This window comes from Mesotoga infera, from assembly GCF_900157305.1.
Lineage (GTDB): Bacteria > Thermotogota > Thermotogae > Petrotogales > Kosmotogaceae > Mesotoga > Mesotoga infera.
Genome location: NZ_LS974202.1, coordinates 47,116 through 73,529, shown reverse-complemented (window position 1 = coordinate 73,529; position 26,414 = coordinate 47,116). Strand labels below are relative to the sequence as shown.

Genomic DNA, 26,414 nt, shown 5'->3' with positions numbered 1-26,414 from the left:
CGATGGCCCAAAATGTATATAGCGAAGCGGAAGAAAAACTGAAAGTCGAAGATTGGAAGGTAATCTTCAGGCTCTGGAAATACACCAAGCCTTATCTCCCGATACTTATTCTAGCACTCGTTCTCATCGGCGCCTCCACTGGACTGGATCTTCTCCCACCTCTTCTGTCGAAGATGGTGATAGACGATTACATGAACAATGAATACACGCTCGTTGTGATTCACGAGGGGGATTCGGTTAGCTTCATCGATACCGAAGAGGGAACCTTCTCGCTGAAGCAGACGGAAAGTGGTGATTACGTCGTCACTGATGGAGTTTTGCAATATCCTATCACTCAGCAACAACTCCAAGAGCTGCGAGTTGAAGATCTGAACGGGATAGGGCGACTGGCACTTTATATGGTGATGATACTTATATCCCTCTTTTTCATAAACTACGGACAGGTTTTCGCCACATCTTACATGGGACAGAAGATCACCCATGGCATAAGAGTGGATCTCTTCAGTCATATTCTCAGAGTACCGATGAGATTCTTCGATACCAACCCAAGCGGTAGGCTGGCCACCAGAATAGCCAACGACACCGAAAACATGGCCGAGTTCTTTACTAGCGTTATTACTTCTATAGTTAAGGACGTGCTACTCTTGGGTGGAATCATAATAATCATGCTAAACCTCTCTTTCAGACTGGGTTTGATTACACTGCTAATATTGCCGGTGATAGCAGCAGCCATCTTCCTTTTCAGATATTTCGACAGGCTCGCATATAGAAAGGTCAGAACTAGGCTGGCCATAATAAACGCCTTCCTAGCCGAGCACATTTCCGGAATGTCTATCACTCAGCTCTTCAATCAGGAGAGGCGCAAGAGGGAAGAGTTCGACGGAGTAAATAAAAACTATTTCAAAAGTCTAATGGAACAGCTCTGGGTATTCGCTATTTTCAGACCTTTGCTGGATCTGCTTTACTATATCACTATAGCCATAGTTGTTTGGTTCGGCGTGAAAGGAATAATTGGCAATGTACTCGAGTTTGGTGTACTGGTAGCCTTCGTCTCTTATATAGATATGTTCTTCAGACCCCTGAACGATATAGCAGAGAAATACGATATCGTTCAGAACGCGTTGGCCTCGGCCGAAAAGATCTTCAAATTGATGGACGAAAAAGAAGAGATCTATCACCATGAAAAAGCCCTCCCCTCTAGTTTCAAAGGTTCTGTGGAATTCGAGAAAGTCACTTTCGCCTATGATGGTAAACACAACGTCTTGAAAGATATTTCGTTCTCCGTGAAGCCGAAAGAAAAGATCGCCTTCGTCGGAGAGACCGGAGCCGGAAAGACTTCAATAATAAGCATATTGACAGGGTTATACAGGATACAATCGGGCGTGATACGAATCGATGGGAAAGACATATACGACTACAACCTTCAAGGTCTGAGAAAAAAAGTTGGCGTGGTGTTACAGGATGTTTTTCTGTTTTCAGGAAGTATTTTAGATAACATAAGACTTTTCGACAATTCTATATCCCGGGAGAAAGTTATTTCAGCGGCCAAGTACGTCTATGCTCACAGCTTCATAGAAAAGCTCTCCGACGGGTACGACACGATGATACTCGAGAGGGGAGGAACTCTTTCAGCTGGTGAAAGACAGCTCATAGCACTTGCCAGGGCTGTGGTCTTCGATACGGACATACTGGTTCTAGATGAGGCCACTGCCAACGTGGATACCGAGACCGAAGCGCTCATCCAGAAAGCGATGGAGAGGATATCATCAGAAAAGACCATGATCACAATCGCCCACAGACTTTCTACGATCAGAAACGCCGACAGGATAATGGTCATTCATAGGGGCTCACTCGTGGAATCGGGTAACCATGAAGAGCTTCTTTCAAAGGGGGGTATCTACACCGACCTGTACAGGCTCCAGTACGAACTCGGTGACACTGCCTGATCACTCGTGCGGTTCCAGACCGCTCCTGTCCTCGGGATCGTCTCCGGTCGAAGATTCTATAAATATGTCATCTCCCGGTTCTTTAAGAGACTCGGGAAGGTCCAATGGGAGATGCTCTTTTTCGATTTTCTTCCTTCCTGCACCCATAAAGAGCATAGGATATTCGTAAGGTCTTGTGGCCATTCTCCTACCGACGGTTGACATGACGTTGAAGAACAGCTGCGAGACACTCTTAATTTTAGGAGTCTGAACCTTTTTCAGCATAAAGAAAGCGCTCAGTCTCAACATACTTCCCAACAGAAAGATAGCCTGAATCCCATGAAACTCCATACCCAGCAGATATATTACCTTTCCCTTCAGGAAAGAGGCTATTACGCCGCCTAGCAACGACCCTCCAAGTGCCCCAAGTCCGTTGAGAAATGCCTGGACTGCAAAATACGGCTCGACTGACAATCCCTTCATCATTCCCATCATCATTGTAAATATGCAGAGGTTTATGGCACTCCAGACAACACCGGTAACTATCGCGTCAACTGGCAGCAGAATAGGATATGATTGGGGTGTCACGAAAGTCCACATCAACGCAAGACAAGTGGCTCCCAGAATGCCAAATTCGGCTACAGACTGGTGGCCTATCTGGTCGGAGATCTTTCCCCAAAGGATGTACATGATCATCGATGTAAGAGAAGCTACAATGCTCAGCACGCTGAGATATGAATAACTCACCTTGAGGTTAACCAGTTGATGATAAGAATAGAAGGGTCCTGAAACAGTTATGGCGAAGTTCCAAAGAACAGAGAACTTCAAATACTGCCTGAACTTTAGATTTGAGAAGACCTCTTTGAACATGCGTCCGCTACCGTATGTTCTCACAGGTGGGTTATAGTGATTCATCAACAGGAGGATGGTTATCATGGCAAAACAGGTGGCAATAACCGTCACTATTATAAATCCAGTATCACCCTCGAAAGTGTCCAGTATGAGCGAATAGAGAGGGGTGATCAGCATCGAAGAAAGTGAGAGAATCAGATTCCTTCTACCATAATATTTTCCCGTGCTTGATGGCTCGATCACATCTCTCATTATTGATGCCCAGAAAGTTCCAACGAGCGAGTTCCCCAAAGATATCATGGCAAGTATTATGAGAAGCAATGATTGAAATTTTATGCCAATCGCCAGAGTAAGCGGTATAAAGGCCAGAGGAACCCTGCCTATAATGGCTGCAAAAACCATCGATTTTTTTCTGCTTTTGAAGAGTCTCAAAAAGATCGGCGAGATCAGCTGGGTCAACTGTGCCAGGGTCGGCAATACTCCGATTATGGCTATCAAGAACTCCGATACTCCATACTCCAGCGCCAGACCTGTAACAATGAAACCCTGTGTGACCAGGAAGGCCATGTTGTAAAAAGAACCTTCAAGGATAGCAAGTTTTCTGGTTTTTTTGTATTCAGGTCTTGTGAAGTCAACGTATTCCTGCATCTTTACTCCCAACCGCGGATAATAAATGGATTTCTCACTGAGAGTTTATCATTCTTCAACGGTATAATGTCACGATACTTTGAATGGTGCTTTACTTTAACCAAGGACTTCCATGGTATTGTAGTCCGCACTGAAGAGAGCAGAAAATTACAAAACCATTATCCACGGCCTGTGAACCCTGAAACTTTCAAGCTTCACCTTGATTTTTGGGAAGTCTTCGCTGAGGGTCACGAATTCGGCCGTTCCACTATCGGACATTAGTATCGTGTCTTCACTGAATATTCCGCCAACCCTTGGGCTCAACACATATGCAGCCGGGCTTCTCAGCGGGAGATTAGAGTTCTGGGATACTTCAAACTTCTCTCCCGAATATCCAATAAGGGTTCCCAGTGGATAACCGTTGAAATCCGGAGTGATCTTTAACTCTGAGTATGCTTTCTGAATTTCCTCGTAAATCTCCCCCGCATTCCTGGCCTTCATCATGGCTATTGCGGCTTTTGCAAAGACACCCGATACGCGCTCATGGTTCTGTTCGATTTCCAGAGGGATCTTTCCAAAATGAAAGTACCGTGTGAAGGCTATTCTTAAACCTTGCTTTCTCACTACTGCTCTCATAACTATGTATCTCTGTATCTTCTTTCCGGTCGAAACCGGGTAAACATACCTGGTCACCCTCTCGTCGGAGCCAACGCATAAAATTGGAACCTCCAAACCGGATTCTATGAGAAGCGCCCTCAACACCTTCTCTATTTCCAGCTCTGTCATACCAGGTTGCAGTTCTTGAGCGAACTCACAGAGAATACTCTCGCTCAACTTTCCCATAATACGCAATCTCATTATCTCTCTATCGTTCAATTCCTGCATATTTAGATAGAATTCTTCGTCAAGAAGCGAAAACTTTTCGTCACATATTCTCCGGTTATCGGTTGAGACTTTTTCGAATGATCTGCAGAATCTTCTTACGACGTGGTCGAATTTCTCGCATCCACTACAGGAAATCGCTTCTACCTCAGGTGGAAGGACTTCGTCTTTCAGTCTATCGTAATCGAATTCCGGACAAATCGCAATAGTTTTGTTGCCTGCGATCAAGAGTGAGAAAGATCCCTGTTCGCGTGTATGATCGATCCTGGAATCGACCTCCCCCTCGAAATACCAGTAGATACTGTCAGGTGAGTCGAGCAAAACTGCGTCAATACATCTTTCATTCATGTATTTCCTGACGATATCAAAGCGCATCACACTACCCCTCCATTTGAAAGCTCGTCCCCATTCTATCAGAAAGTCATTCCCGATGATATTGCTTTTCTAGATCCACTGAATTACTGTCGATTCATGTTAATCTTGAAGCGGCAGCTTTGTCTTGTCATCATAAGGGCTTATAATGCTTATGAAGGTACTGTTCGGATAAACCGACAATCATATAATCTGACCTTCTGATAGATTCTTTGAAAAAGACTTAGGCAGATAGGTTTATTTGGTGGCTATAAGTATTTCGGTACTTCATCAAGAGGAGGTGTAACATGCGGAAAAACAAATTCGTTCTAATCTTAACTCTGGTCGCGTTCTGTGTAATATCTTTTGCAAACCTGAAGGATGTATCGACCAGCCCATTTTCAACCGCCATCGAGAAGTTATACGCTTTTGGGATCGTAGAGGCCGAAGATAATCTCTTCAATCCTTCAGGCACTCTTTCCAGAGCAGAGGCGGCCGAATGGATAGTGAAGACATTCAAACTCTCAGCAATTTATCCAATGGTCACCGAAGAAGAGGTACAAAAGAAATTCGTTTATACCGACCCGCTCGGTGTAATCGATGAAGGCTTCGTTGTACCCTCCGCCAAAGATACGGTGGGAATTGATGGAGAGGAGTACATCGAGGGGTTGATAAAGGTTCGAGCCATAGAAGTAGTTGATGGTATGTACCGCCCCTATGAGGCTATTACCGGCGTTGAATTCGGTCAGGCGATAGCAAGAGTAGTCTTCGGAGTTGACGAAGAGATCGACTACGGCGCCAAGCTCGCTGAGCTGGTTTATGCTCCCGCCGAATTACTATCCCTGAAAAGACCTTTGAGAAGAGAAGAGGCCGCACAGATACTCTCAAATTTCGTGGATAACCCCAACTTTCAGGTGATCACAATATTAGCAACTGCCGACATTCACGGCCATATAGAGCCTTACACACCGAGCGGTGCAAAATATCCCATCGGTGCTATGGAGAAGATGGCTTACTATGTAAGTACCGAACGCGCAATACAACCGGACCTCCTGCTTCTGGATGTAGGGGATGCGCCATACAATACCAACGTTGCCAACCTTTTCGAGGGCGAGCCCGTAATTAAGATAATGAACATGATGGGATACGACGCAATGGCGATCGGAAACCACGACTTCGACTTTCCTTTCAACGTTATGGAGAGAAATAGTAAACTCGCCAACTTCCCTTTCTTGAGTGCCAATACTCTTTATATGGAGAAACCTGTGGAATTTCTTAAGGAGTATGTTATGAAGGAGATCGGAGGTCTCAAAATCGCCATAGTCGGGCTTACAGACGATAGCAGCGCTTGGTACACCCACCCGAGAAACGTCGCCGGAATAACATTCGAGGAACAGTATTCGGCCGCCCAGAGAGTGCTAGATGAAGTAGCTCCGCAGGCAGACCTGGTGATCGCTCTGGCGCATCTGCATACAGGTAACAGGATACTTCCTGAAAAGGTTCCGGGTTATGATCTCATATTCGAAGGCGGCAGAGACGTCGTTGCCTTCCCCGAAAAGATCAACGGAAGCTGGGTCATTTCATCCGGAAAACACGGAGAACTAATTTCAAAGACAAATCTGAACATATTTAACAATGAAGTCATTGGTATCAACTTTGCACACATCTTCATGAGTCAGAACCTTCCACAGGACGAGGCAGTCGTTGAACTCGTGAACGGTTATGTAGCACAGCTAGATGAAAAAATGAACACCGTTATTGGTAGAACGGAAGTCGACCTGGATGGAGAGAGGGGTACGGTGAGGCTCAAGGAATCTAACCTGGCCAATGCTATCGCCGACAGTTTGAGGGAGATGACCGGCACCGACTTCGCTATACAGAACGGCGGCGGAGTAAGAGCAAGTATACCCAAAGGCGATATAACAATCAAGGATGTATACACTGTACTTCCATTCGATAATTTGGTTGTTGCAGTAGAAATCACCGGCAAACAGATATGGGACGTTCTCGAACACGGTATCTCTGCCTACCCGGCTGCTGCAGGCCAGTTCCTGCAGGTCTCGAATCTCGAATATACCTTCGACGCATCTAAGCCCCCTTACAGCAGACTGGTCTCCGTAACTTCGAAAGGAGCTCCCATTGATATGGAAAAGACTTATACGTTAACGGCTAACGACTTTCTCACCGGAGGTGGAGACAAGTTCGTTATGTTCCTCGAAACGAAGAAAATAATAGTGACGAAATCCTTCCTCAGAGATGCATTTGCCGAATATGTAGTGAGACATGGAACAATTGCTCCACAGGTAGAAGGTAGAATAACCATACTCAATCCCGCCAATTGAAGAGTAGCGGGCTTTTCAAATAAGCGGAGAGATTTCCCTCTCCGCTTTTTCTATAACTGGGAACACAATCACATAAAAGTGTCATAATATATAAGTAATAAAATTCATTAGTAGCCATTCTTGTTGCCGGAACCGAAATCTCAGTGATGGGCGTGATTTGTATGAGAGGAAACGGCTCTAATGGATTCATAGGTATTCTCAAGCCTGGAGGTGGACCTCTGATGTTTTTCGGTAAGAAGGAAATGGCCATAATACAGCTGTTCGAAGAGCATCTGGAATACATAGGAAGAACTCTCGAAAACCTCGAAAAAGTCTTTCTTGCTATCTTACACAACGACGAAACATCGATAGAGATCTATGCCGAGGAAGTTCACAAGATGGAATCGGCTGCGGACAGTAAAAGGCGCGAAATGGAAAATGCGATGTACCAGGGTGCTTTTCTACCGAACTTCAGAGGGGATTTTCTGGGGCTAGCGGAGGCTTTCGACAAAGTTGCCAACGAAGCCGAGAACGTTGTCGATCAGATCGTTTTGCAGAATCTCGTGATCTCTGACGATCTCAAAGAAGACCTGTTGAAACAGGTACAGCTTTCGGTGGAAACTTATAGAGTCTGCCGCGAAGCCGCTGTCAACCTTTTCCAGGAATTGGACGTCGCCGAGGAGAAAATTAAAGAAACTGAAAAACTTGAGAACATCGAAGACAGTCATGAGAGAGCACTCGTGAAAAAGATCTTCGAAAAAGACATCTCTCTGGCAGAAAAGCGACAGCTCAGAGAACTTGTTATTTCTATAGGCAACATCGCAAACCTCTCCGAGGACTGTTCTGACATGATGGAGATAATTGTTCTGAAGCGAAGAGTATAGCCTTTTAACCTCTAAAAACATTCAGGATCTGTAATGTGTAACGGATATCAACTTCGCTAATTTTTTGCCTGTATTAGGCCTAGAGTTGTATTCTTGAGAATCTGAAGCAACAATCAAATGAAACTATACTTTCCATCGTTTTTTCACGAAATTGATTTCACGAAAATCGCCTAAACCGGGAAACCTACTTCTGTCTTTTTCCAGGAAAGTTCATGTATAGAGCATGCAAAATCGTTTGAATGAATTTACGCTTTGAAAATATCTGGCATGAAATTGCATAAACTATACAAAAGCCGGGAGGGGACCTGTTTTGAAAAGCGTACAGATTCATTCAAAGAAAAAAGGGTTCTCGATGATTGAGCTACTTATCGTGCTATCTATAATTGCGGCACTGATCGCCTTGATCGTACCGATAGCCATGAATGCCTCTCAGAAAGCAAGAGCAACCGAGATCGCAAAAAACATGAAAACCCTGGCGGATTCTATCGAAAGGATCGCTCTGACTGATGGTGTTGACAACAACGAAAAGATAAAGGGCATCGACTCTCTTTCCGATGTTGCCAGAGACGTCAATGGATCTACCTATCACATAATCTACTACGTAACCGACCAGGTAAAAACATTCGATGCCTACATCGTGCATAAGGGTAATAATCTTTTTGATAAGGTCAGAGAGGTATTGAGTGATGCTTCATCTACGACATGGTCCGATCTGAAAAGTCGGTGGAGCACCTACACGCCCGTCTATCTTGAAGATAGCTCTCTGGAGGAAAGCGACAGTATTATTTATTACAAGATCAATTTCTACATCTACCAGTAATCATAGCTCGATTATGACCAATTCGGGAAGACTGGCGAATCTTCCCGGGAACCAGCCACCAAGTCCTCTGGTTACGTATATTTTTGTTTCGTCCAGTTTGTACATACCCCTGAAATACCTGCCGCTGAAACCTCTGGTGCTTTTCAAAACCCATTCGGTTATCCATGGAAAATAGAACTGACCTCCATGCGTGTGGCCTGCCAGGACAAGGTCGTACTTCTTTAGAATATCGGCCGAACCTTCCAACATGTTGGGTGCGTGAACCATTAATATCTTGAGATCGAATTCCTCTTCAGGCAAAAAACGTGTCCACGAGAAATAATGGTGAGATGGGGCACCGGTTATTCCTATCTTTTTGCCGTGAATTTCGACCACGGTCGAACGTGTGTGAAGAACCTGCACACCGGCCTGTTTGAAAATACGGTCAACGACTGCCGTCTCTGATTCTTCCCAATTGCCATAGACAGCGTAGATGGGAGCGATAGAAGCAAGCTCCGTAAAAAACTCGGCGAAATATTTCATGTCTGTGTAAGGCGAGAGCACATCTCCCCCGAAGAGTATGAGATCGACCTTTTCCTGCCTGAGCTCGTTAAGGAAAAGCGAGTGGAGGGGCTTCTGTATCCAAATATGAATATCGGCAAAGAAGGCTATTTTCAACGAGGGCGTATCGCTGAGTTTCAACCTTTCGACCATCAGAATATTTGGCTCCAGAACAAAAGCATAAATCAAGAGCACAAATAATAATAAACAGAGCTTCCAGTGCTTCAAATGAACAATCCCCATTTCACAGAAACATTCTACTCAATTGTATATCAAAAACCTCCGTGAAGACACAAACCTCTTAATGCTAAATAATTGAGTCTTGCAATCAATCAGTATGGCAAAACAACCAAAAGTCGCTCTCAAAGCTAACCGGGTTGTTTTAGAAACCAATAGTGTTAAAATATCCATTGATATGAAAGGAGGTTGCAAATGCGCAGAAAATTTCTGTTTTTTATTGTGTTGCTTATTATCTCGCTGACCGTCGCCGGGAATGTTAATTTGAGAGACCTAACAGCGAATGAGTGGAGAGAGGATATAGCTTTTCTAGAAAGAACTTTGGTCAAGCAACATCCCGATGCTTTTAACAAAGTCAGTCAGGAGGAATTTACCCGGGCCTTTCAGAAACTTCAGACCGACATTGAGAATCTACAGTGGTACGAGATATATACTTCTCTTACGGCACTGGTTGCTATGATTGGGGACGGTCATACTGTAATATATCCATACACCGTGCTGAGAGGCTTTCCAGTATATCCCTATTCCTTCAAGGACGGGATATACATAATCGCTACCGACGAGAATAACCGCGAATTATTGAACACACGGCTCGTTGGTGTAAATGGACTAGATATGAAAGAGCTTCTAGACGTGCTCAGGCCTGTTGTTTCACACGATAACGAATGGGGTTTCATATCGGCATTACCAAATTACTTTACCAGAGTCGAGATAATGAAAGCTCTAAACTTGACGGGAGAGGGAGATGGCCTGAAGTTGAAATTGGATAAGGACGGAGAAATTTTCGAAAGAATCGTCCTACCAGCCGAAGGGGATTTTCAATGGGTTCAGGAGCGCGCACAGAAAACATATATAGGCCAAACAAACGACAACTATTGGTACGAACTCTATCCCGATTCTAAACTGCTCCACTTTCACTACGACAGCTGCAAAAGCCAGGAGGGAAAGCCTTTCATATTCTTCATCTGCGAAATGTTTTCGTATATGAGAAGACAGGATGCCGAAAGGCTTTTACTTGATCTCCGATACAATGGGGGCGGTAATTCGCTGATTCTGGAGTTTTTCATATTAAGGATGATGCTAGATTGCAAATACAACAGAGAAGGCAGGCTCTTCGTTGCGATCGGCAGGGAGACGTTTTCCTCGGCAATCCTGAATGCAATATCTATGAAAAAGCGTACCAGAGCGATTTTCCTGGGAGAACCTACGGGCGGCAGTCCGCGTCACTATGGAGCTCCCAGAAGTTTTACTCTCCCAAACAGTGGAATCACAGTTCACTGTTCGACGACTTTTTGGAGGACTACTTCCGATACTTCCGAGGCGATGATGCCTGATATCCTTATAGAGAGGAGTTTCGAAGATTATTATTACATGCGTGACCCTGTCGTTGAATATATAGAGTCACTTCCCATACCGGAATAGTCGGGAGTAGTGTCATGGCCTTCAATACAGTGGTTCTCTTGGTCGGCACCGCCATATCATTGATTCTGCTTTTTTTCGCTTTAAAGGCTTTGAAAAAGAAGCGGCTGGTGGACGACACTCCCACTTCGAAAACCCACGGAGTTTTCATTGGACTTGTTGAAGTTTCGGGAAAAGTCGAATGCTCCTCACCTCTTCGCAGTTATTTGACCGAAAGCGAATGCGTATATTACAGATGGAACATATCCGAGCACTGGAGCAAAACCGTAACTGAAACCTACACCGATTCACAGGGTAAGACAAAGACTAGAACAAGAACCGAGAGTGGCTGGAAGACAGTCGCCTCCGACGAGCAGATGTCCTGCTTCATGCTCAGAGACGAGAGTGGTGAAATACAGGTGAGACCGGAAGGTGCAAAAGTGCTGCATGGCGAGTGTATCCTAAACCACTACTGTGGTCCTTTTGATCCTATGTATTACGGAAAGGGTCCGGCCGGCTCAATAACGAATTCCGACTACAGGAGGTGTTTCGCAGAGACAATAATACCCAACGGCTCTACGCTGTATTTTATGGGGCAGGCACGCGAGAGGGAGGATAAAGTAGCCGCTGAGATAGCCTATGATCGAGAAGCTCCCCTCTTTCTGATTTCTATGGATGATGAAAAAAGGGTGAGTCGTTCCTATGGTTTCGATTACTGGCGCCTGGCTTTTGGAGGGTTGGCTGTAGCCTTCTTTACGGCCTTCATATCTAACCGGACAGGATACGGTTGGATACATTTTCCCTACAGGAATCCTATCGTTGCCGTAGGCCTGTACCTGGTTGTTTGGACGATCGGATGGTTCTGGACAGTTTTCAATTCTCTCAAATCTCTGAGAGAAAGGACCAGACAGGGTAAGTCCCAGATCGAAATTCAGTTGAAACGGAGGAAGGATTTGATTCCCACGCTTGTCTCGACCGTCTCGGGTTTGATGCGGTATGAACAAGGAGTACAAGAGACGCTGGCTTCTTTGAGGAGTGAATCGTATGATGGCCTTGAAGGTGTTAGCGGTAGGTTGCTTGCCCTGATAGAGGAGCACCCTTCTCTCAAATCCAGCGAGGCCGTTTTGAAGCTCCAGAAGGAACTTATCGATACCGAAAACAGGATAGAGCTCTCAAGATCGTATTATAACGACATAGTCACTTTCTACAACACCAGAATCGAAAGGATTCCGGATGCACTAGTGGCAAAGATCGCCAGACTTGTTCCGCAGGAGCTTTTAAAGAATTAATGAAAAAGACCGGAAGGGTTTCCCCGTCCGGTCGTTCCAGCATTCTGAATCGGTTTATCAGTAGATCCAGTTCTTGTTTGCGTTCTCCGGGGCGTGTTCGATCATGTAATTAGATAGTTGTTCCAACCACTCTTCGTTTGCCAGCGCAACATTCGGTTTGGTTGGACTCCAACCCTTCCAGCCGTGGCCTTGGTTGGGTCCGAAGTCGAAAGTCATATCTGACACGGGATTCTCCATCTTTTTCATTGCATTCTTGAGAAGATATACCGCTTCGTTCAGATAGTAGTTGTCCATATCACCGACCGCCACGTGAACATCTCCGGCTATCTTAGGTCCCAGCTCTTCCCAATTCTTTTGAAGTATGTAGTTCAAGTCGTAGTTTTCTTTCCAGTATTCGGCGACATCTTTGTTGATCTCGCCGGTCACTTGATCCCAGATTGGCTGAGGGAACCCATCGACTCCCACCGGACCGTAGGTCGCTTCCCAAACAGACCACTGACCTCCTGACCTGTTGCTCGGGCCAGCAGCCATTTCAAAATAGTTTTCCTGCTTAACGGTGAATCGAATATTACCGTGGGTGTCTCTAGCGCTTGGTCTTTCGGTTTTTATCCATCCAAAGTCGCTATAATAGGCGTTATCGTCATTGTAGATGTTTATTAGCTGATAGTAGTTGAAGTCAACGCTATCGGGATACCACACATACGTTCTACCGAAAATGTCGGGGTAGAAGACTTTCATTGCAAGAGCTTCCCAGCCTCCGGTAGAGCCACCGGCCAGTATTCTAGCCCATTTTTCCGGTATCATTCGGAATTGGCTTTCGAGATATGGGATCAGTTCTTCAGTTATAGCCGTTCCATAAGGCCCGGAGTTAACAGAGTCCACAGAATAAGAGGTATCGTAATAAGGTGTCGCGTCCCTAAAGGAAACGGCTATGAAATTGGCAATCCCTTCTGAGGTCCAAAACTTGTAAACATTGTTGTTAACCCTAAATCCGACCGGGGCGCTCGATCCGGGGAAGTGTCCCTGGTAATAGATAACAGGATAGTAGACATCGGGGTTGTCGTAGTAGCCTTTTGGAAGCAGCACATTGGCGCCGATGTACATATCCTTTCCCCAGAACTCCGAAACCACTTCACTCTTGATCTTTACGTATTTGACCCATTCCGTATCTTTGTAATTACCCTGCTGAAGTACCATTCCCGGTTCCAGTTCATAATCGGGTTTAATTACCTTAGAGAGTGTAAGTTTTATCGTTCCCCAGTTCGTAGGATCGATATAGGTCTTTTTCGCGACACTGTAAGCGTTTCCAATGGATTCCCAGAACCACTGTCCATCACCTGTATCGTCGTGCATCAGCACCGTATGACCATCGGCCCTGTTGAAGGTTGTATATACGTTCAAAAAGGCCTGAACGTAGTAATCGCCGGCCGGCAGTTCTTCGATCTTTATCGGATAGCCTATTACTTCGAGATCATCGGAAGATATACTGACAAGATCGTCACTGGTGAATTCGAAGACATCCTTTCCCCAGAATGGAACACCTCTAACGTCTGTCTGGTACATCGGCTCGCTAGATGAGTCTTTGGTGACAATAACGAAAACTCTACCGTTGATAGGCGTTTCGAGTCCAAGAGCGGCGATTTCACTAACTGTAGCTTCATCGATTGAAATTTCAAAGCTGATGGACAAAGCCATCACGCTAAAAAAAGTAACCATTATTGCAACGATAAGGAGCTTTTTCCCTGCCATTTTCCACCTCCATGTAGCTGACATACAACTGGCTCATACCTTCGATCGAAGAACTCTTCGATCGCAAGAGCTGTGCAAAAATTACGGAATTTGTGAATGATGAATGAAAAACTTAAATGAATCAGAATGCTGGAAGTACTAATAGATTATCGGATAGTGTCAACGAAGACGAAGAGAGGATTCTCTGCGCGAAACGAAGAAGTGCACGCCTTTAGCAGCATCAGTAAGAGCTTCTGGTGAAAGAAAAATCTTTAAAACACCTGACAATTCCATCTGCCTTACCCCCTCTTCACCGGTTTATTCGATTCACCGGTTATTATTGGCATTATACATCGCATCCTTTGGTTTTTGAACGCCGTGCGGACTTATTTACATTTTTGTTCGTATTCCGTATAGTTACGGATTACTGCCGACAATGAATTTTTATTGTTGTCTTCGACCATGGGAGAAGCTTTCGAAATCCTTGAATTCTATATAATCTCGCACCCGCTGAAGAGAAGCCCAGATGAACTCTTCGAAGAGAAGTGCATCTTCCTCGCTCCGAAGACTTTCGATCACTATTTCCTCTTTCTGGCTAAGGGTAGCTATATAACTTTTACCCCTGGCACCGTGGTTCACAAAGAGCTCAAGGTTGAAAATTCCCATATTCCTAGATCTGTAGAACAAAGAAACCACCTCCATAATTTTTCCGCCGGTATCTGGCAGTATTCAGTCGATCACGTAGCAAGCTGCAAAGTGTCCATTATCGTAATCGCTGAGCGGCGGGTGTTTTTCTCTGGCGCATTTGTCGGTTCTCAGGGGGCATCGGTCGTAAAACCTGCAATAATCAGGGGGATCAATCGGCTTCGATATCTGCCCCAGTATGTCCGGTTCATCTCTTCGAGCTTCCGGATCCGGAACGGGTACAGCCTGTAAGAGGGCTCGGGTGTATGGGTGAAGGGGGTTTGCGAGTATCTCCTCGGTTGGCCCGATCTCAACGATCTTTCCCAGATACATCACCGCGATTCTCTGAACCATATACCTGGCAACGGCCAGATCGTGTGTAATGTAAAGATAGGCTGCCCCTATTCTTTTGGTGAGATCTTTGAAAAGCTCCATAATTCCTGCTCTAACCGAGACATCAAGCATAGATGTAGGCTCATCAGCCACAATGAAAGATGGGTTTAGTATTATGGCACGTGCTATCGCTATTCTCTGGCGTTGACCTCCTGAAAGCTCGTGAGGGTATCGCTGCGTGTATAATGAAGCTGGAGAAAGCCCAACAGCCTCCAGTGTTTCTTTCACTTTCAATGCCCTGTCTTTGGACGTGCCTAGCTGGTTCACCAATAGAGGTTCTGACACTATCTCGTCGATAGTCATTCTTGGATTTAGCGAATCGTATGGATCTTGGAAAATCATCTGTATCTTGCGCCTTATTTCTCCGATATCAGATCCGTCTCCATTGTGGACATATTTTCCGTCGATGAGCCGATCGGTTATATCCCTTCTTCCAAAAAATATCCTCCCACCGGTAGGTTTTTCCAAACCGACTATTAATCTGCCTGTAGTTGTCTTCCCACACCCGGATTCTCCCACTAGAGCCAGGGAGTCGTTGTCGGAGATTTCGAAGGTGACATCTTCAACAGCATGCACGTTGCTCAGGGCTGATTTTGAGATTCTGAAAAACCTTCCAGGCAGTGGGAAGAACTTTGTTAGATTTTTAACAGAAAGAACTTCAGGCATGGACCCCCACCCCCAGCGGGAAATGGCAGGCAGTCAGATGATTTTCCGCAATTTCCATGCTTTTTGGTTCACTCTCAAAGCAGATTCTTTCGGCCGAACTACATCTGGAAGCGAAACGACAACCGACTGGAGGATTTACCAGATCCGGTGGTTCTCCCTCTATAGCTACAAGTCTTTTCTTTTGTCCGGTTATCGACGGGAAGGCTGCCATCAAAGCTGCAGTGTAATGGTGAGCCGGTCTATTGAATATTGCAGCGGTTCCTGCCAGTTCCACTATCTTGCCGGCGTACATTATGGCTATTCTGTCACAGACTTGAGCTATAGCCGCGATATCGTGAGAGATGTAGATAATCGATGTTTTCGACTCTTCCTGAATGTTTCTCAGTCTTTTCAGTATTCTGCCCTGAACTATCACATCTAGTGCTGTGGTCGGTTCATCCGCAATAACGATTGCAGGATCGCAGACCAACGCCATGGCTATTATCGCCCGTTGCTTCATGCCTCCGCTGTATTCGTGTGGATAGCAATTCATTCTCGCAGGGTCAAGACCTACCAGACGGAAAAGGTGTGAAATCCTTTCGGATATCTCTTCTTTTGAAATGCTGGGAAAATGCGTCTTCATGGCCTCAGAGATCTGGTCTCCGACCCTGTAAACTGGATTCAGGGAGTTCATAGCAGCCTGAAAGATCATCGAGATTTCTTTCCACCTGTATCGGCGCATCTCTTCTTCTCCCAGTCTTACCAAATCTGTTTTATTGCCGTCCTTCGAAAAGAAGATGTTTCCGCTGACGAAGCTGGCGTTTTCCGTGAGCAACTTGAGAATTGCCATTGCAAGCGAGGTCTTTCCACATCCCGATTCACCTACTACACCAAGCGCTTCCCCCTTATCAAGAGTGAAAGTAACTCCATCCACGGCCTTTACGGAACCGCCTTTTATTATGTAATGCATCTTGAGGTCTCTCACTTCCAGTACCCTATTGTTCAAGTCAGCCCCCCCTCAAAGAGTTCATTGCCAACAGGCCAATTATAGCATTCAAGAATTATTGACCTGCGGTGGTATGGGAGATGATAGACTGCAGAGATTCAATTACAATTTCGTTACTACAACCCTTTTCGGGTATTATATAAAGAGAGTGAATGGGGGAGGTGTAATCATGCCTGAAGAAAGAGTTTCACCAAAAAGCAGTATCGCTCAGGTCTTAATGGGCGTCATAGTTATTGCCCTGGGACTGTCGATTATTTTTGTCCCTTCGTTGCTGGAGAATTTCTGGTTGCTATTCATATGGGTTCCAGGACTGATAATGGAATACAACGCCATCAGAGCGGAAAAGGGTCTTTTCGTTGCAGGAGGTGTGTTGCTGACCGTCGCTCTTGCACTCACTCTTGGGGTGGCCTTCGACGGTTTCTACGAGAGTGGAGGCTGGGCTCTTTTCATACTTGCTCCGGCAGTCGGACTATTACAGCTGTACCTGGCCGGTGGAAGAAAACCTAGAGCACTATTAACACCGATATTTGTGCTCACCCTTGTCGCAGTGATATCGCTTATACCTTCGGTGCTTTCAAAATGGGCGATAATAACCGTAGGTGCACTTCTTATTGGTTTTGGAGTGTTGATTCTTCTCAAAAAGAAGTAATCAAAGGTCTTTACCCATCTGAAGAAAATCGAAGTACTTTTCTCTTATTTTCATGAATCTCTTGAGGTGGCCTTCTTTCACGAAACCAAAATTAGAATAAAGCTTTATGGCCCGCTCATTATCGGCTCTAACTTGAAGGCCGATTCTTGTAATACCATTCTTTTTTACTGTTTCGATCATGTATTCGATAAGTCTTTTCCCTATCCCCATTCCCCAGTATTCTTTAGCAACTGTGAGGCCGAACTCGCCTCTGTGCTTCAGTCTTTCTCTGTGTCCACCTTCAAAAGTAAGCAATCCCACAATTTTCTCCTCAAGCCGTGCAGCGATCATCAGGCAGTTATCTCGTTCTCTGAAAGATCTGATAATTTCTCTCTCCTCTTCGACGGTAATTTTGAACTCGTTCTCGCCGAAACTCAAGTAATCGCTCTCACCACTTACCAGATTGATATATTCAATTACTTTCTGCGCATCTTCTTCGCAGACCGGTCTAATCTCTAAACTTTCTATGCCTCTGAAAGGTCTCTCTGTCACGTTCATATTAAAAAGGAAGCCTACCGTTCTTTTCTGTATCGGTCGGTTCCTCTTCAACCTCCGTTTCTGTTTCACCGTAGTTTGAGTCCACGCTCGCACCCTCGGAAATAGATGCGAGGAATTGAGAGTATTTTCTGTCCAGTTCCTCCTTCTCTTTTTTCAACGTCATAAGCCTCATTCTGGCGGCCGTCAGGAGTTGAATCGCTTTCTGATAGGTTTTGAGAGCCGTTTCAACATCAGGTTGAGTATTGCTCCTGAAGTATTCGTCGATCGATCTGATGTATGCGAGGAGCTTCTTGAAATCCATGGAGTTTATCTGTTCTTCCTTGAGCTTCAATATTCCCTCTATAGTCTTTTCTTCCATCTCACACCTCCATAACTTCATCAATAATGATTGTCGCCCGCCCATCGGCGAGATAGCATTCCAATCTGTCGCCCCGGGCAACATCTATGACGCTTTTGACAACTTGAGAACCTCTTTTCAAAACAACTCCGCCTAGAATTAGAGATGCCGCATAACCACCGTGCTCCACCAACCCAGAAGAAAGCTCATCGAGATAACTAGACGCGCTAGATAGGATCCTTTCAAGCGATCTCGCCACACCTTTCTCGAAAAGATCCAGAGAAGTATCTGCCCGGAATAAAAGATTGTCCAAAGACACATCAATAGTTACCTTTTCGAGTGCACTCGTGGATTCTTCAAGATGCCTGTCCAGAATTACACAGGCCCTTTCGAAAAGATTGTCCGTAAGTATTGAAACTCTCTCAAGGGCCCTTTCAATTATGATACCGTAACTATCTCTATCAAGGGAGTCTATGAAGGAAGCAGCTCTTTCGATTTCTGACAGCAGCCGTCTCGAAGCTCTTTCGGCAACTGTTTCGAACTGCTCTTCGGATCTTTCAATAAGTGTTTCGACTCTAGTGGAAAAATCTCTGAGTTTCTCGAACTCAGTTAAAGAGAGAGCCCTCTCGAAGAGCCATTCAATCTCTTTTTTCAACGTTGCTTCCGCTTGATTCAGGCTTTCGATGTAATTATTTACCTGTTCAGTTATGGCTTTCGCAGCGGCGGTGGGTGTATCGAAACGCTTCCAAGAGACGAAATCCGGTATGGTAAAATCGCGTTCGTGACCTATGGCGCTCAGGATCGGGCAGTATTCTCTGCTGAAAACCGATATAGCCATCCCCAGGTCGAGATCGTCGAAATACATAAGGTCGATCGCCGAACCGCCCCCGCGTGTGATAACTACCACGTCATACTCGATAGGAGAGGTCTTGATCATGTTGAGAGCCTTCAAGATACCCGGAACGGTCTCGCTACCCTGCATGAAAGACTCGTATAGATGGATCACGGGTTTGTACGGCTCTTTCAGATTCAAATTGGAGTAGAAATCTCCCAACCCCGCAGCCGTAGGCGATGAGATGACTGCAATTTTTCGTATAGGCTGGAGCTCGCTTAATTCGTGTTCCTCGGTTCTGAGTGCGTTTCTCGATTTCAAGGCGTTGTAGATCTCTCGTCGCCGTACCGTAATATCCGATTCGCCCAGCGGTGCGATAGTATCTATCCATATAGAGAAACTGGCTCGCGGTTTGTAAAAACTGATAGTACCCTGAAATTGCCACTTTTTGCCCTTGAGCTCGCTCGATGATTTCAATCCGAGCTGTCTTCCCATTCTACCGAAAGCCGCCAACTCCGCGATCATGTTCAGATCGATCTTTCTCTTGATACCACGTTCTGTGTAGTCCTGTGAAACGTTTATATAGACATAGTTTCCCTTAGACCCGACGTTTGTGACATCAGCCGGAAATCTTACTCTGAGATTGTTTAGACCGACACGAACCAATACGCTCTTGATATGTTCGAGCAAATTTTCGATGTCTTTGAATTCGAGGGTAAATTCCTCCATCTCTATTTCCTCCGGGAAGCAGTCTTACTGTTCTTAAAGATGATAACAGAATAGCTATTGAAATACGGCGGGAGTTATAGAAAAGAGGGCGATTACTCGCCCTCTATAATAAGCCACCCATCCTTTCCAGATATCAGTGCAGGTAAGTTAATGGTAGCTGTGTCTTTTGGTGACAAAGTGAATTTTTTGACGAATTCTCGCGTGGTTCCATCCGGGAGCTTCTCGATCGCTTTTACCGTATGCCATGGTCCTGGCGAATAAGCGACTTTTCTCTTTCCCTTACCAACCTCTTGAAGATCGACATTGTCAACACTCACAATAAAAGGATTGGTTGATTTCAACTCGGTTCCATCTATCACGATATCCCTGTTGTCCACGAATATCTTGTGCTCTTTTCCCAGAACATACAGACCAAATCCCAGGGCTATTAGTACGACCACAAGAATCAGTCTGATTATATTCCTCTTCATCATCATCCCTCCGCCCTATCTTCTATGGCCGCCTTGATAGCTGCTTTCGCCTGCCTTCTTTCCGTTTCTTTTTCTACCTGTCTTCTCCAGGCGTAAAGTGCAAGCGATATCGCGATGATTCCGTAGGAGACGAAGACTCTGAAGAATTCACCTATCTGTGCCTGGCCAAGAAGTTCTTTGCCGGCTCTCGGAGCGACTATAAAAGTCAAATGAAAAAGTGTTATACCGATGAATACATTCGGTATTGTAGCCTTCACTACCGACGCCCCACCTATTAGTAAAGCCGCAATTGCGAAGGTTCCAACCTGGTCGTGAGAATTGTAAGTGTTTATCGTTCCTATATTTTGCAGGAAGATTATCTGACCGAAACAAGCGAGCACGGTAGATATTATTATCGAAAGCGTCCTGGTCCGGTCAACGTTTATACCTGCCGTGGCCGCAACTTGCATATCCTGCCCGACGGCCCTCATATCCTGCCCGAGTTTGGTCTTGGTGAACCAGTAAACGAAGACACACAGACCGATTATTATCGAGAATACACCGAGCGGTATAGAGATGTTGCCGATATTGATCGACCACATATTGTCGAGTACCTTTCTCACGCTGATAAGATCGAGAGCGTTCCTCACACCGTAACCTCTCGGAAGAAGTATTTTATTGCTGGTAATCGGTATTAAGCTTCCCATACCGTACAGAATCGTCAACTGATAAATACCGTTAATGAAAAAACCTAGAATCATAGACGTTACCATTTCTCTACCCTTGGCCCTGTTCAGGATCGTACCTGCCAGCAATCCCAAAAGAATCGCAATCGGCGTACCTATGAGCATCGCCAGCAAGATGCCGGGGATACCCACGACACCCCAGTCAAGCATGAAGATGAGCCCTATTTGACCGGCCATGGCTCCAAGTACGATACCGAAGTTTAATCCCATTCCAGCCATTACAGGTATCAAGAGAGAAATGACCAGAAAGGAGTTTCTACCCAATCTGGTTATTATTTCGTTGATCAGATAATCGATAGAAAAACCTGAAAGTGGTATGGCAAATATTAGCAGTACTATAAAAAGAATGGGAACTGCGTTGGAAATAACAAATCTGGCTAACGGACTTTTCGCACGGGTAAGGCTCTGATCTTTCATGTTCTCACCTTCATTCTTCTTGTCAGAGCATAAACAATCATACCGTTGGAAACGATTATCCTTATTACCTCCGACATATCGCTCTTTATGATGTTGTTCATGACAGAGGGCGTCATTGTAAGGATACCCTGAAATAGGAACGTTCCGACTATAACGTTTCCCATCGACGCTTTGGAAACCGAAGCGCCACCTAGCAGGAGCGCGGCGACTGCGGGAAATGCCATGAGCAGAGGCGCCATGTAGAGCTGTATAAAACCGAAACTCTGTTCGTAAACGAGTATCCCGACCGCGGCTATTATCGTAGAAATAACGACTGAAAGCACCCTCATCCTGTCAACATTCACACCGGCCGCCCTGGCGTATACTGGATTTGACCCCGCGGCAGTCATAGCGGTACCGAGTTTCGTTTTAAAGAAGGCCCAAACAATCAAAGCCATAAGCCCAAAAAAGACTATCGTGCCGGTCGGGAAAAAGAAATTTCCAACCTTGATACTTAGAAAGTCGTTCAAAACGCCTAGCCAGTAGCCCTCAACGCTTATGGTCGTTCTCAAACCTTCGCCGCCATAACCCCAGATCATATTAGGACTCTTGTAGGGCAGTAGAAGCCACATCATACTCATGAAAGCAACAGAAGAGAATCCGACATAAGTAGCAACGACCATTTCATCACCCTTAACCCTGTTAAGCAGTAACCCGTACAGAAATCCGAGAATTGCCGCAAAGGGAATGGCGATAACGATCGCGGTCAGGAAACCTGCCAGACCAGTCATCCCTAACTCTATACTGGTTATGGCTCCGATCAGTCCGGCGATAACTCCTAGTTGCATTCCAAAGTTCAGTCCGCACCCAGATTGGACCATTGGAACCAACGAAAGTACCAGAACCGCGTTCATTGCGAATCTGACGATCGTGTCGCTTATAGAAGTGCTCACCTTTATTCCTACGAAAGGTGCTACAAAAAACAGAGACAATAGGAACAATCCGATGATAACTCTAGGCCAGCCAGCCTTTTCGATGAACTTTTTGATTTTCTCAAACACCGGCTTTCACCTCTTTCTGTTCTCCGAGCATCAGTAGCCCAAAATCGGCTGGATCGGCTGTTGGAGGTAGAATACCGACTATTTTCCCTTCGCTGACGATGGCTATCCTGTCGCAGATCGATCGCAATTCTTCAAGCTCTGAAGAGGTCATTACGATTGTTGTTCCGTGTTCCCTGTTCTGTCTTTTTAGAGTCTCCAGGACGACACTTTTAGCGCCAACATCTATACCTCTTGTAGGTTCAGAAACAAAAAGGAAATCTGGCTCCAGAACAAAGGCTTTGGCAAGACAGACTTTCTGCTGATTTCCTCCCGAAAGCTCTTTAGCATTTTGCTTCTCGCTCACACACTTAATCTGCAAAGAGTCAACATACTCTCGGGCTACCCTGGCGATTTCTTTATCATCACGCCATTTAATTAACCCGCCCATCAGCTTTTTGATAAACCTTCCCTGTATCTGCATAGCGGTGAAGACTATGTTGAGATCTATGGGCTCATCCAGTAAGAGGCCGACTCCTCTCCTGTCCTCGGATACGAATGCTATACCCTTGCTCAACACTCCCACAGGGTTGTTCAAGGGCAGTCTTTCGCCTTTATAAAATACCTCTCCCTCGGCTGGAAAGAGTCCCATTATCCCGTTGGCAATTCCCAGTTTGCCCTGACCGGCGAGTCCACCAATTCCCAAAATTTCACCCTTGCTAACCTGTAGATCGACCCCGTTCACCTGCTCGCCGGGCATATCGACCCACAGATCCTTTATCTCCAGAACAATTTCTGGCTTTTTGAATTCTATCGATTTTTTTGACAGATCTTCCTTAATCTCACGACCAACCATCAACGAAGCGACTTCCCTAGGGGTGGTGCTGGAAGATTCGAGTTCGCGGACCACTTGTCCATCCCTGAGAATGATCAGTCTATCAGATATAGCCAGAACCTCGCTCAATCTATGACTAATAAAGATGACGGACAAACCGAGGTTTGCGAGTTTTCTGGCAGCTTTCAGCATCGTTTCTGCCTCCGATTCAGTTAATACGGCGGTCGGTTCGTCTAGAACTAGCAACTTTGTGGATTTTCTGTCCATTTCTCTGGCAATTTCAGTGAACTGCCTATGCCCGACAGGCATTTCGCTGACCAACATGTCGGGATTAAGCTGAACTTCTAACTTCTCGATAGCTGAAATGGCTCTTTTATGCATCTCTTCTCTATTCAGAGTTTTTAATCTCTCTCCAAAGACTTCCACGAAAATGTTGTATTTAGTCGATTCCCTATTGAGAAGGATATTTTCCGTTGCCGTAAATCCAGGTATCAAAATGAACTCCTGGTGTACCATTCCAATTCCGGCTTCAATTGCCTCAAAAGGACTTGCGAAATTCACTTCTTTATCTTCGAGATATATCTTTCCCTGGTAACCACCCGTCTGATTAATGACGGGCAATCCGAATAGTATATTCATCAGGGTGGACTTGCCGGCACCGTTTTCGCCTACCAGTCCCACTATCTCTCCCTTGCCGACTCTTAAGGTTACGTCTTTCAAAACCTGGTTGCCGAAAAAATCCTTGCTAATACCTTCCATTCTCAACATATAGTTTTTTTCATCCATGACTTCACCCCAAACTCCGTAAGTTGAGAAGCGTCAAGAAAAGGGGGGTTGCCCCCCCTTTTTTTGTGCTATTTCAATTAAAATTCAAGATACTTCTGTGGAACTTCGACTTCTGTGATTCCCATGTAACCCTTGCCGAAGATATAGGTATCCTGGTAGATCATGATGAAGTTCTCTCTCTCGATACCATCGGCATCGATGTAATAGCTTCCATTCCAACCGGCTCCCGGTGTGTACTCGGCGAAAACGGACATAACTGCATCGAAATCGTCAACAGCGCATTTGCCTTCTATTACATTCTTCGCGTGCTCGGCAAGAGCGGCGGTCGTGGTGTAACCGAGAGAGTAAGCCCAAGTTCCCATTCTACCAGCTCCACCTTTGGAAACAACGGCTTCTTCAACCTTGGCAAGAATTGCTGGCCAATTACCGGCCTCTTCTTCCGTAAAGGCTACTCCGAGAGCACCAGGGTAACCCATCAATGGTGACGGGAGGTCGGCTTCGATGAAATACCCACCGAGTTCTGCGACCCTTCTCAGAAGAGGTTCTGTGTGCGCATCATTGGTACAGAAGAAGGCAGTCTTGTTACCGTACTCCTGAAGCCATGCTGGAACCTTCTCAAGTATGAACTGCTGCGCACCAGCCACGCCAACATCGCTAACCGGGTCTGGAGAGCCCATATCGATAAATTCGAGACCCAATTCTTCACAGGCTGCTCTCATGATGTCTCTTCTCTTGGATAGTAGTTCGTAAGACATGTGCCTGGGGAACGAGATGTGCATGAACTTCTCGGCACCCAGCTGCTTGGCAGTGTAGATAATGAGGTAGCCACGGGCGATAGAGTCGGCATTAACCGATAGGTCGGCAGCGTCGGCCAACATTGGAGGATCTTCATGGGGAAGTCCCGCCAGGAGAAGAATATCCGGCCTTACTTCTCTCACTCTTCTGAAACTTTCAACCGTTCCCGGGATGGCCTGGTTGACGATGATAGCTTTCATAAGAGGATCATCGGCGAGACCGGTGATCTGAGCGATAACCGTTTCCTGTTCCGACATGAAATTGTCCGGGTAGGTAAGATGGACGATCATTCCTCCGGAGGCGGCGTCTCCGTATTTTTTGATCAAAGCTTCGGCCCCTCTGAGATCATCCTCGGACTGTGATACTGTACCTGTTACGACACCGATGTGAAAGTCTACCGCAACAAGGAGCGCGGCGCTCAAAAGAACTGTCACAAGAACTAGAAGTACTTTGCGCATTCAAAAACCCCCTTTTTCTGTTAAGGTGTATGGGCTGCCGATATGGCATCCTGAATAATATCAACTCCACTCTCACGACCAAATAGAAACCGGTGATACCGGACAGAAAAAAAAGGAAAGGATCGAACCTCATTTACAAGTTTATCACAATAGAATATCCTTTGAGAAATCCAGATTAAGAACGCTTTGGGTACAAAGCCTCCCGCAATACCTCTATTCTTTCGTCATCACGGTCTTTCTTGAATATACTGGCTTATAATTATCGTGATGAATCCAATAGTAGGTAAAGTATTGACTTTTTTCGTTTTAATCGGGGTAGGCTTCGCAATAAAAAAGGCAAGACTCGTAGAAGATTCCTTCACGAAAGGACTTTCTTCTTTTGTTCTTTATGTGACTCTTCCAGCGCTTGTGATCGACTCTATGCAATTCCAATTTTCATTCGAAATGCTTTCCAGCTCTTTCATTTTGCTCTTAAGCGGGGGGATTCTATACGTTTTTCTATGGATCTTGGGACTCGTTACAGTCAGGCTGCTCAAACTCGAAGGGAAAGCCGGGGCCGTTGTTCTTTACGCTTTGCTGCTGGGGAATGTGGTCTATATGGGGTACCCTGTGGTGGAGATGGTTCTCGGTAGAGAAGGTGTCTTCTATACAGGTGTGTTCAATATCTGGTTCAATGTTCTTACATGGACAGCCGGTCTGAGAATCATAGCCGGAAAAGAATCTGGTGACAGGAGAAAATGTTTGCTCAATCCAGGGATAATCTCTCTTCTAATAGGTTTGATCCTGTTCCTTTTTTCGATTCCTTTACCGGGTTTTCTAGAAGAGTCATTGAATTTGCTAGGAAAGTGCACGGTTCCCCTGGCCATGGTTGTAACCGGTATTACTCTAGCCGAAACCAACATAAAGAGTGTGCTTGGAGACCAAAGAGTTATAGTGTATAGTCTTTTCAAACTTCTTGCCGTTCCTTTCACTGTTTTTCTCTTCCTGCAACTGGTAGAATTGCCCGATGTTGTAGAGAAAATCCTTATAATCATGAGCGCCATGCCGGCGGCGGCCAATACTTCCATATTTGCCAGGATGTACGATTCCGATTACGATCTCGCATCGAGATTGATCGCAGCTTCTACCTTCTTCTCACTGGTGAGTATTCCTGTAATAATTTCGTTGTTCGCTTGACCGTGAAGATATTCGCTCCACCTTTCTCAGATAAAAGCTGTGATGGTATCATTTAGCTATTCGAAAGAGA

23 protein-coding genes are annotated in these 26,414 nt (G+C 45.5%); 8 read left to right on the top strand and 15 right to left on the bottom strand.

What is annotated here, in order from left to right:
- Positions 1-2: 2 nt before the first annotated feature.
- Complete coding sequence (locus MESINF_RS00325; protein WP_169697981.1) at positions 3-1,946, top strand: ABC transporter ATP-binding protein; 1,944 nt, start codon at positions 3-5, stop codon at positions 1,944-1,946.
- Here the strand turns inward: MESINF_RS00325 and MESINF_RS00320 are convergent, their stop codons facing one another.
- On the bottom strand, positions 1,947-3,425 hold the full coding sequence (locus MESINF_RS00320) for an MFS transporter (RefSeq protein WP_169697980.1): 1,479 nt from the start codon (positions 3,423-3,425) through the stop codon (positions 1,947-1,949).
- A gap of 147 nt (positions 3,426-3,572) precedes the next feature.
- The gene (locus tag MESINF_RS00315; protein ID WP_231936928.1) at positions 3,573-4,661 is read right to left on the bottom strand and encodes a M24 family metallopeptidase; all 1,089 of its coding nucleotides are present in this window, start codon (positions 4,659-4,661) and stop codon (positions 3,573-3,575) included.
- A gap of 284 nt (positions 4,662-4,945) precedes the next feature.
- Here MESINF_RS00315 and MESINF_RS00310 point away from each other — a divergent pair, with 284 nt between their 5' ends.
- From MESINF_RS00310 to MESINF_RS00300, 3 genes are all read left to right on the top strand, one after another.
- Positions 4,946-6,979, top strand: a complete 2,034-nt coding sequence (locus MESINF_RS00310) for a 5'-nucleotidase C-terminal domain-containing protein (RefSeq protein WP_169697978.1) — start codon at positions 4,946-4,948, stop codon at positions 6,977-6,979.
- 221 nt (positions 6,980-7,200) lie between these two features.
- Positions 7,201-7,842, top strand: coding sequence for a DUF47 domain-containing protein (locus MESINF_RS00305; protein ID WP_169697977.1), 642 nt, complete (start codon positions 7,201-7,203; stop codon positions 7,840-7,842).
- A 310-nt stretch (positions 7,843-8,152) separates the two neighbouring features.
- Positions 8,153-8,662: a type II secretion system protein gene (locus tag MESINF_RS00300; protein WP_169697976.1), complete on the top strand. Its 510-nt coding sequence runs from the start codon at positions 8,153-8,155 to the stop codon at positions 8,660-8,662.
- On the opposite strand, the gene MESINF_RS00295 is transcribed toward MESINF_RS00300, so the two are convergent.
- Positions 8,663-9,430 (bottom strand): metallophosphoesterase, encoded by a 768-nt coding sequence (locus MESINF_RS00295; RefSeq protein ID WP_231936790.1) that lies wholly within the window; start codon positions 9,428-9,430, stop codon positions 8,663-8,665.
- 204 nt (positions 9,431-9,634) lie between these two features.
- On the opposite strand from MESINF_RS00295, the gene MESINF_RS00290 reads away from it, so the two are divergent.
- Together MESINF_RS00290 and MESINF_RS00285 are read left to right on the top strand one after the other, a co-directional pair.
- Complete coding sequence (locus MESINF_RS00290; RefSeq protein WP_169697974.1) at positions 9,635-10,861, top strand: S41 family peptidase; 1,227 nt, start codon at positions 9,635-9,637, stop codon at positions 10,859-10,861.
- Positions 10,862-10,875: 14 nt separating this feature from the next.
- On the top strand, positions 10,876-12,126 hold the full coding sequence (locus tag MESINF_RS00285; RefSeq protein WP_169697973.1) for a LemA family protein: 1,251 nt from the start codon (positions 10,876-10,878) through the stop codon (positions 12,124-12,126).
- A 57-nt stretch (positions 12,127-12,183) separates the two neighbouring features.
- On the opposite strand, the gene MESINF_RS00280 is transcribed toward MESINF_RS00285, so the two are convergent.
- The 4 genes from MESINF_RS00280 to MESINF_RS00265 all read right to left on the bottom strand — a co-directional run bounded on the left by MESINF_RS00280 (position 12,184) and on the right by MESINF_RS00265 (position 16,582).
- The gene (locus MESINF_RS00280) at positions 12,184-13,875 is read right to left on the bottom strand and encodes an alpha/beta hydrolase-fold protein (RefSeq protein WP_231936789.1); all 1,692 of its coding nucleotides are present in this window, start codon (positions 13,873-13,875) and stop codon (positions 12,184-12,186) included.
- A 423-nt stretch (positions 13,876-14,298) separates the two neighbouring features.
- A complete protein-coding gene (locus tag MESINF_RS00275; protein ID WP_169697972.1) occupies positions 14,299-14,541 on the bottom strand; it encodes a chemotaxis protein in 243 nt (80 codons plus the stop codon).
- A gap of 42 nt (positions 14,542-14,583) precedes the next feature.
- Positions 14,584-15,597, bottom strand: a complete 1,014-nt coding sequence (locus MESINF_RS00270) for an ABC transporter ATP-binding protein (RefSeq protein ID WP_169697971.1) — start codon at positions 15,595-15,597, stop codon at positions 14,584-14,586.
- Complete coding sequence (locus MESINF_RS00265; protein ID WP_197712691.1) at positions 15,590-16,582, bottom strand: ABC transporter ATP-binding protein; 993 nt, start codon at positions 16,580-16,582, stop codon at positions 15,590-15,592. Before MESINF_RS00265 ends, MESINF_RS00270 begins: the two co-directional genes overlap by 8 nt.
- Before the next feature lie 169 nt (positions 16,583-16,751).
- Here MESINF_RS00265 and MESINF_RS00260 point away from each other — a divergent pair, with 169 nt between their 5' ends.
- Complete coding sequence (locus tag MESINF_RS00260; protein ID WP_169697970.1) at positions 16,752-17,231, top strand: hypothetical protein; 480 nt, start codon at positions 16,752-16,754, stop codon at positions 17,229-17,231.
- Here the strand turns inward: MESINF_RS00260 and MESINF_RS00255 are convergent, their stop codons facing one another.
- The 8 genes from MESINF_RS00255 to MESINF_RS00220 form a co-directional block, all read right to left on the bottom strand.
- The gene (locus MESINF_RS00255; protein WP_169697969.1) at positions 17,232-17,768 is read right to left on the bottom strand and encodes a GNAT family N-acetyltransferase; all 537 of its coding nucleotides are present in this window, start codon (positions 17,766-17,768) and stop codon (positions 17,232-17,234) included. It abuts the gene before it with no gap.
- Between the two features lies 1 nt (position 17,769).
- Positions 17,770-18,126, bottom strand: a complete 357-nt coding sequence (locus tag MESINF_RS00250) for a hypothetical protein (RefSeq protein WP_169697968.1) — start codon at positions 18,124-18,126, stop codon at positions 17,770-17,772.
- A 1-nt stretch (position 18,127) separates the two neighbouring features.
- Entirely contained in the window at positions 18,128-19,666 is a 1,539-nt protein-coding gene (xseA, locus tag MESINF_RS00245; protein WP_169697967.1) for an exodeoxyribonuclease VII large subunit, read from the bottom strand.
- 92 nt (positions 19,667-19,758) lie between these two features.
- Positions 19,759-20,136: a DUF6672 family protein gene (locus MESINF_RS00240; protein ID WP_169697966.1), complete on the bottom strand. Its 378-nt coding sequence runs from the start codon at positions 20,134-20,136 to the stop codon at positions 19,759-19,761.
- 2 nt (positions 20,137-20,138) lie between these two features.
- Entirely contained in the window at positions 20,139-21,278 is a 1,140-nt protein-coding gene (locus tag MESINF_RS00235; protein WP_169697965.1) for an ABC transporter permease, read from the bottom strand.
- The gene (locus MESINF_RS00230; protein ID WP_169697964.1) at positions 21,275-22,318 is read right to left on the bottom strand and encodes an ABC transporter permease subunit; all 1,044 of its coding nucleotides are present in this window, start codon (positions 22,316-22,318) and stop codon (positions 21,275-21,277) included. The genes MESINF_RS00235 and MESINF_RS00230 overlap by 4 nt, the downstream gene beginning before the upstream one ends.
- On the bottom strand, positions 22,311-23,915 hold the full coding sequence (locus tag MESINF_RS00225; RefSeq protein WP_169697963.1) for a sugar ABC transporter ATP-binding protein: 1,605 nt from the start codon (positions 23,913-23,915) through the stop codon (positions 22,311-22,313). The genes MESINF_RS00230 and MESINF_RS00225 overlap by 8 nt, the downstream gene beginning before the upstream one ends.
- A gap of 77 nt (positions 23,916-23,992) precedes the next feature.
- Complete coding sequence (locus tag MESINF_RS00220) at positions 23,993-25,168, bottom strand: DUF3798 domain-containing protein (RefSeq protein ID WP_169697962.1); 1,176 nt, start codon at positions 25,166-25,168, stop codon at positions 23,993-23,995.
- 291 nt (positions 25,169-25,459) lie between these two features.
- On the opposite strand from MESINF_RS00220, the gene MESINF_RS00215 reads away from it, so the two are divergent.
- Positions 25,460-26,344, top strand: a complete 885-nt coding sequence (locus MESINF_RS00215; protein WP_231936788.1) for an AEC family transporter — start codon at positions 25,460-25,462, stop codon at positions 26,342-26,344.
- Positions 26,345-26,414: the final 70 nt, after the last annotated feature.

Coding starts and splice junctions, on each gene's coding strand:
- MESINF_RS00250 (WP_169697968.1), bottom strand. CDS start 18,126: ATGGAAGAAAAGACTATAGAGGGAATATTGAAGCTCAAGGAAGAACAG.
- MESINF_RS00290 (WP_169697974.1), top strand. CDS start 9,635: ATGCGCAGAAAATTTCTGTTTTTTATTGTGTTGCTTATTATCTCGCTG.
- MESINF_RS00320 (WP_169697980.1), bottom strand. CDS start 3,425: ATGCAGGAATACGTTGACTTCACAAGACCTGAATACAAAAAAACCAGA.
- MESINF_RS00260 (WP_169697970.1), top strand. CDS start 16,752: ATGCCTGAAGAAAGAGTTTCACCAAAAAGCAGTATCGCTCAGGTCTTA.
- MESINF_RS00225 (WP_169697963.1), bottom strand. CDS start 23,915: ATGGATGAAAAAAACTATATGTTGAGAATGGAAGGTATTAGCAAGGAT.
- MESINF_RS00315 (WP_231936928.1), bottom strand. CDS start 4,661: ATGCGCTTTGATATCGTCAGGAAATACATGAATGAAAGATGTATTGAC.
- MESINF_RS00220 (WP_169697962.1), bottom strand. CDS start 25,168: ATGCGCAAAGTACTTCTAGTTCTTGTGACAGTTCTTTTGAGCGCCGCG.
- MESINF_RS00255 (WP_169697969.1), bottom strand. CDS start 17,768: ATGAACGTGACAGAGAGACCTTTCAGAGGCATAGAAAGTTTAGAGATT.
- MESINF_RS00285 (WP_169697973.1), top strand. CDS start 10,876: ATGGCCTTCAATACAGTGGTTCTCTTGGTCGGCACCGCCATATCATTG.
- MESINF_RS00310 (WP_169697978.1), top strand. CDS start 4,946: ATGCGGAAAAACAAATTCGTTCTAATCTTAACTCTGGTCGCGTTCTGT.
- MESINF_RS00235 (WP_169697965.1), bottom strand. CDS start 21,278: ATGAAAGATCAGAGCCTTACCCGTGCGAAAAGTCCGTTAGCCAGATTT.
- xseA (WP_169697967.1), bottom strand. CDS start 19,666: ATGGAGGAATTTACCCTCGAATTCAAAGACATCGAAAATTTGCTCGAA.
- MESINF_RS00280 (WP_231936789.1), bottom strand. CDS start 13,875: ATGGCAGGGAAAAAGCTCCTTATCGTTGCAATAATGGTTACTTTTTTT.
- MESINF_RS00270 (WP_169697971.1), bottom strand. CDS start 15,597: ATGCCTGAAGTTCTTTCTGTTAAAAATCTAACAAAGTTCTTCCCACTG.
- MESINF_RS00305 (WP_169697977.1), top strand. CDS start 7,201: ATGTTTTTCGGTAAGAAGGAAATGGCCATAATACAGCTGTTCGAAGAG.
- MESINF_RS00240 (WP_169697966.1), bottom strand. CDS start 20,136: ATGAAGAGGAATATAATCAGACTGATTCTTGTGGTCGTACTAATAGCC.
- MESINF_RS00325 (WP_169697981.1), top strand. CDS start 3: ATGGCCCAAAATGTATATAGCGAAGCGGAAGAAAAACTGAAAGTCGAA.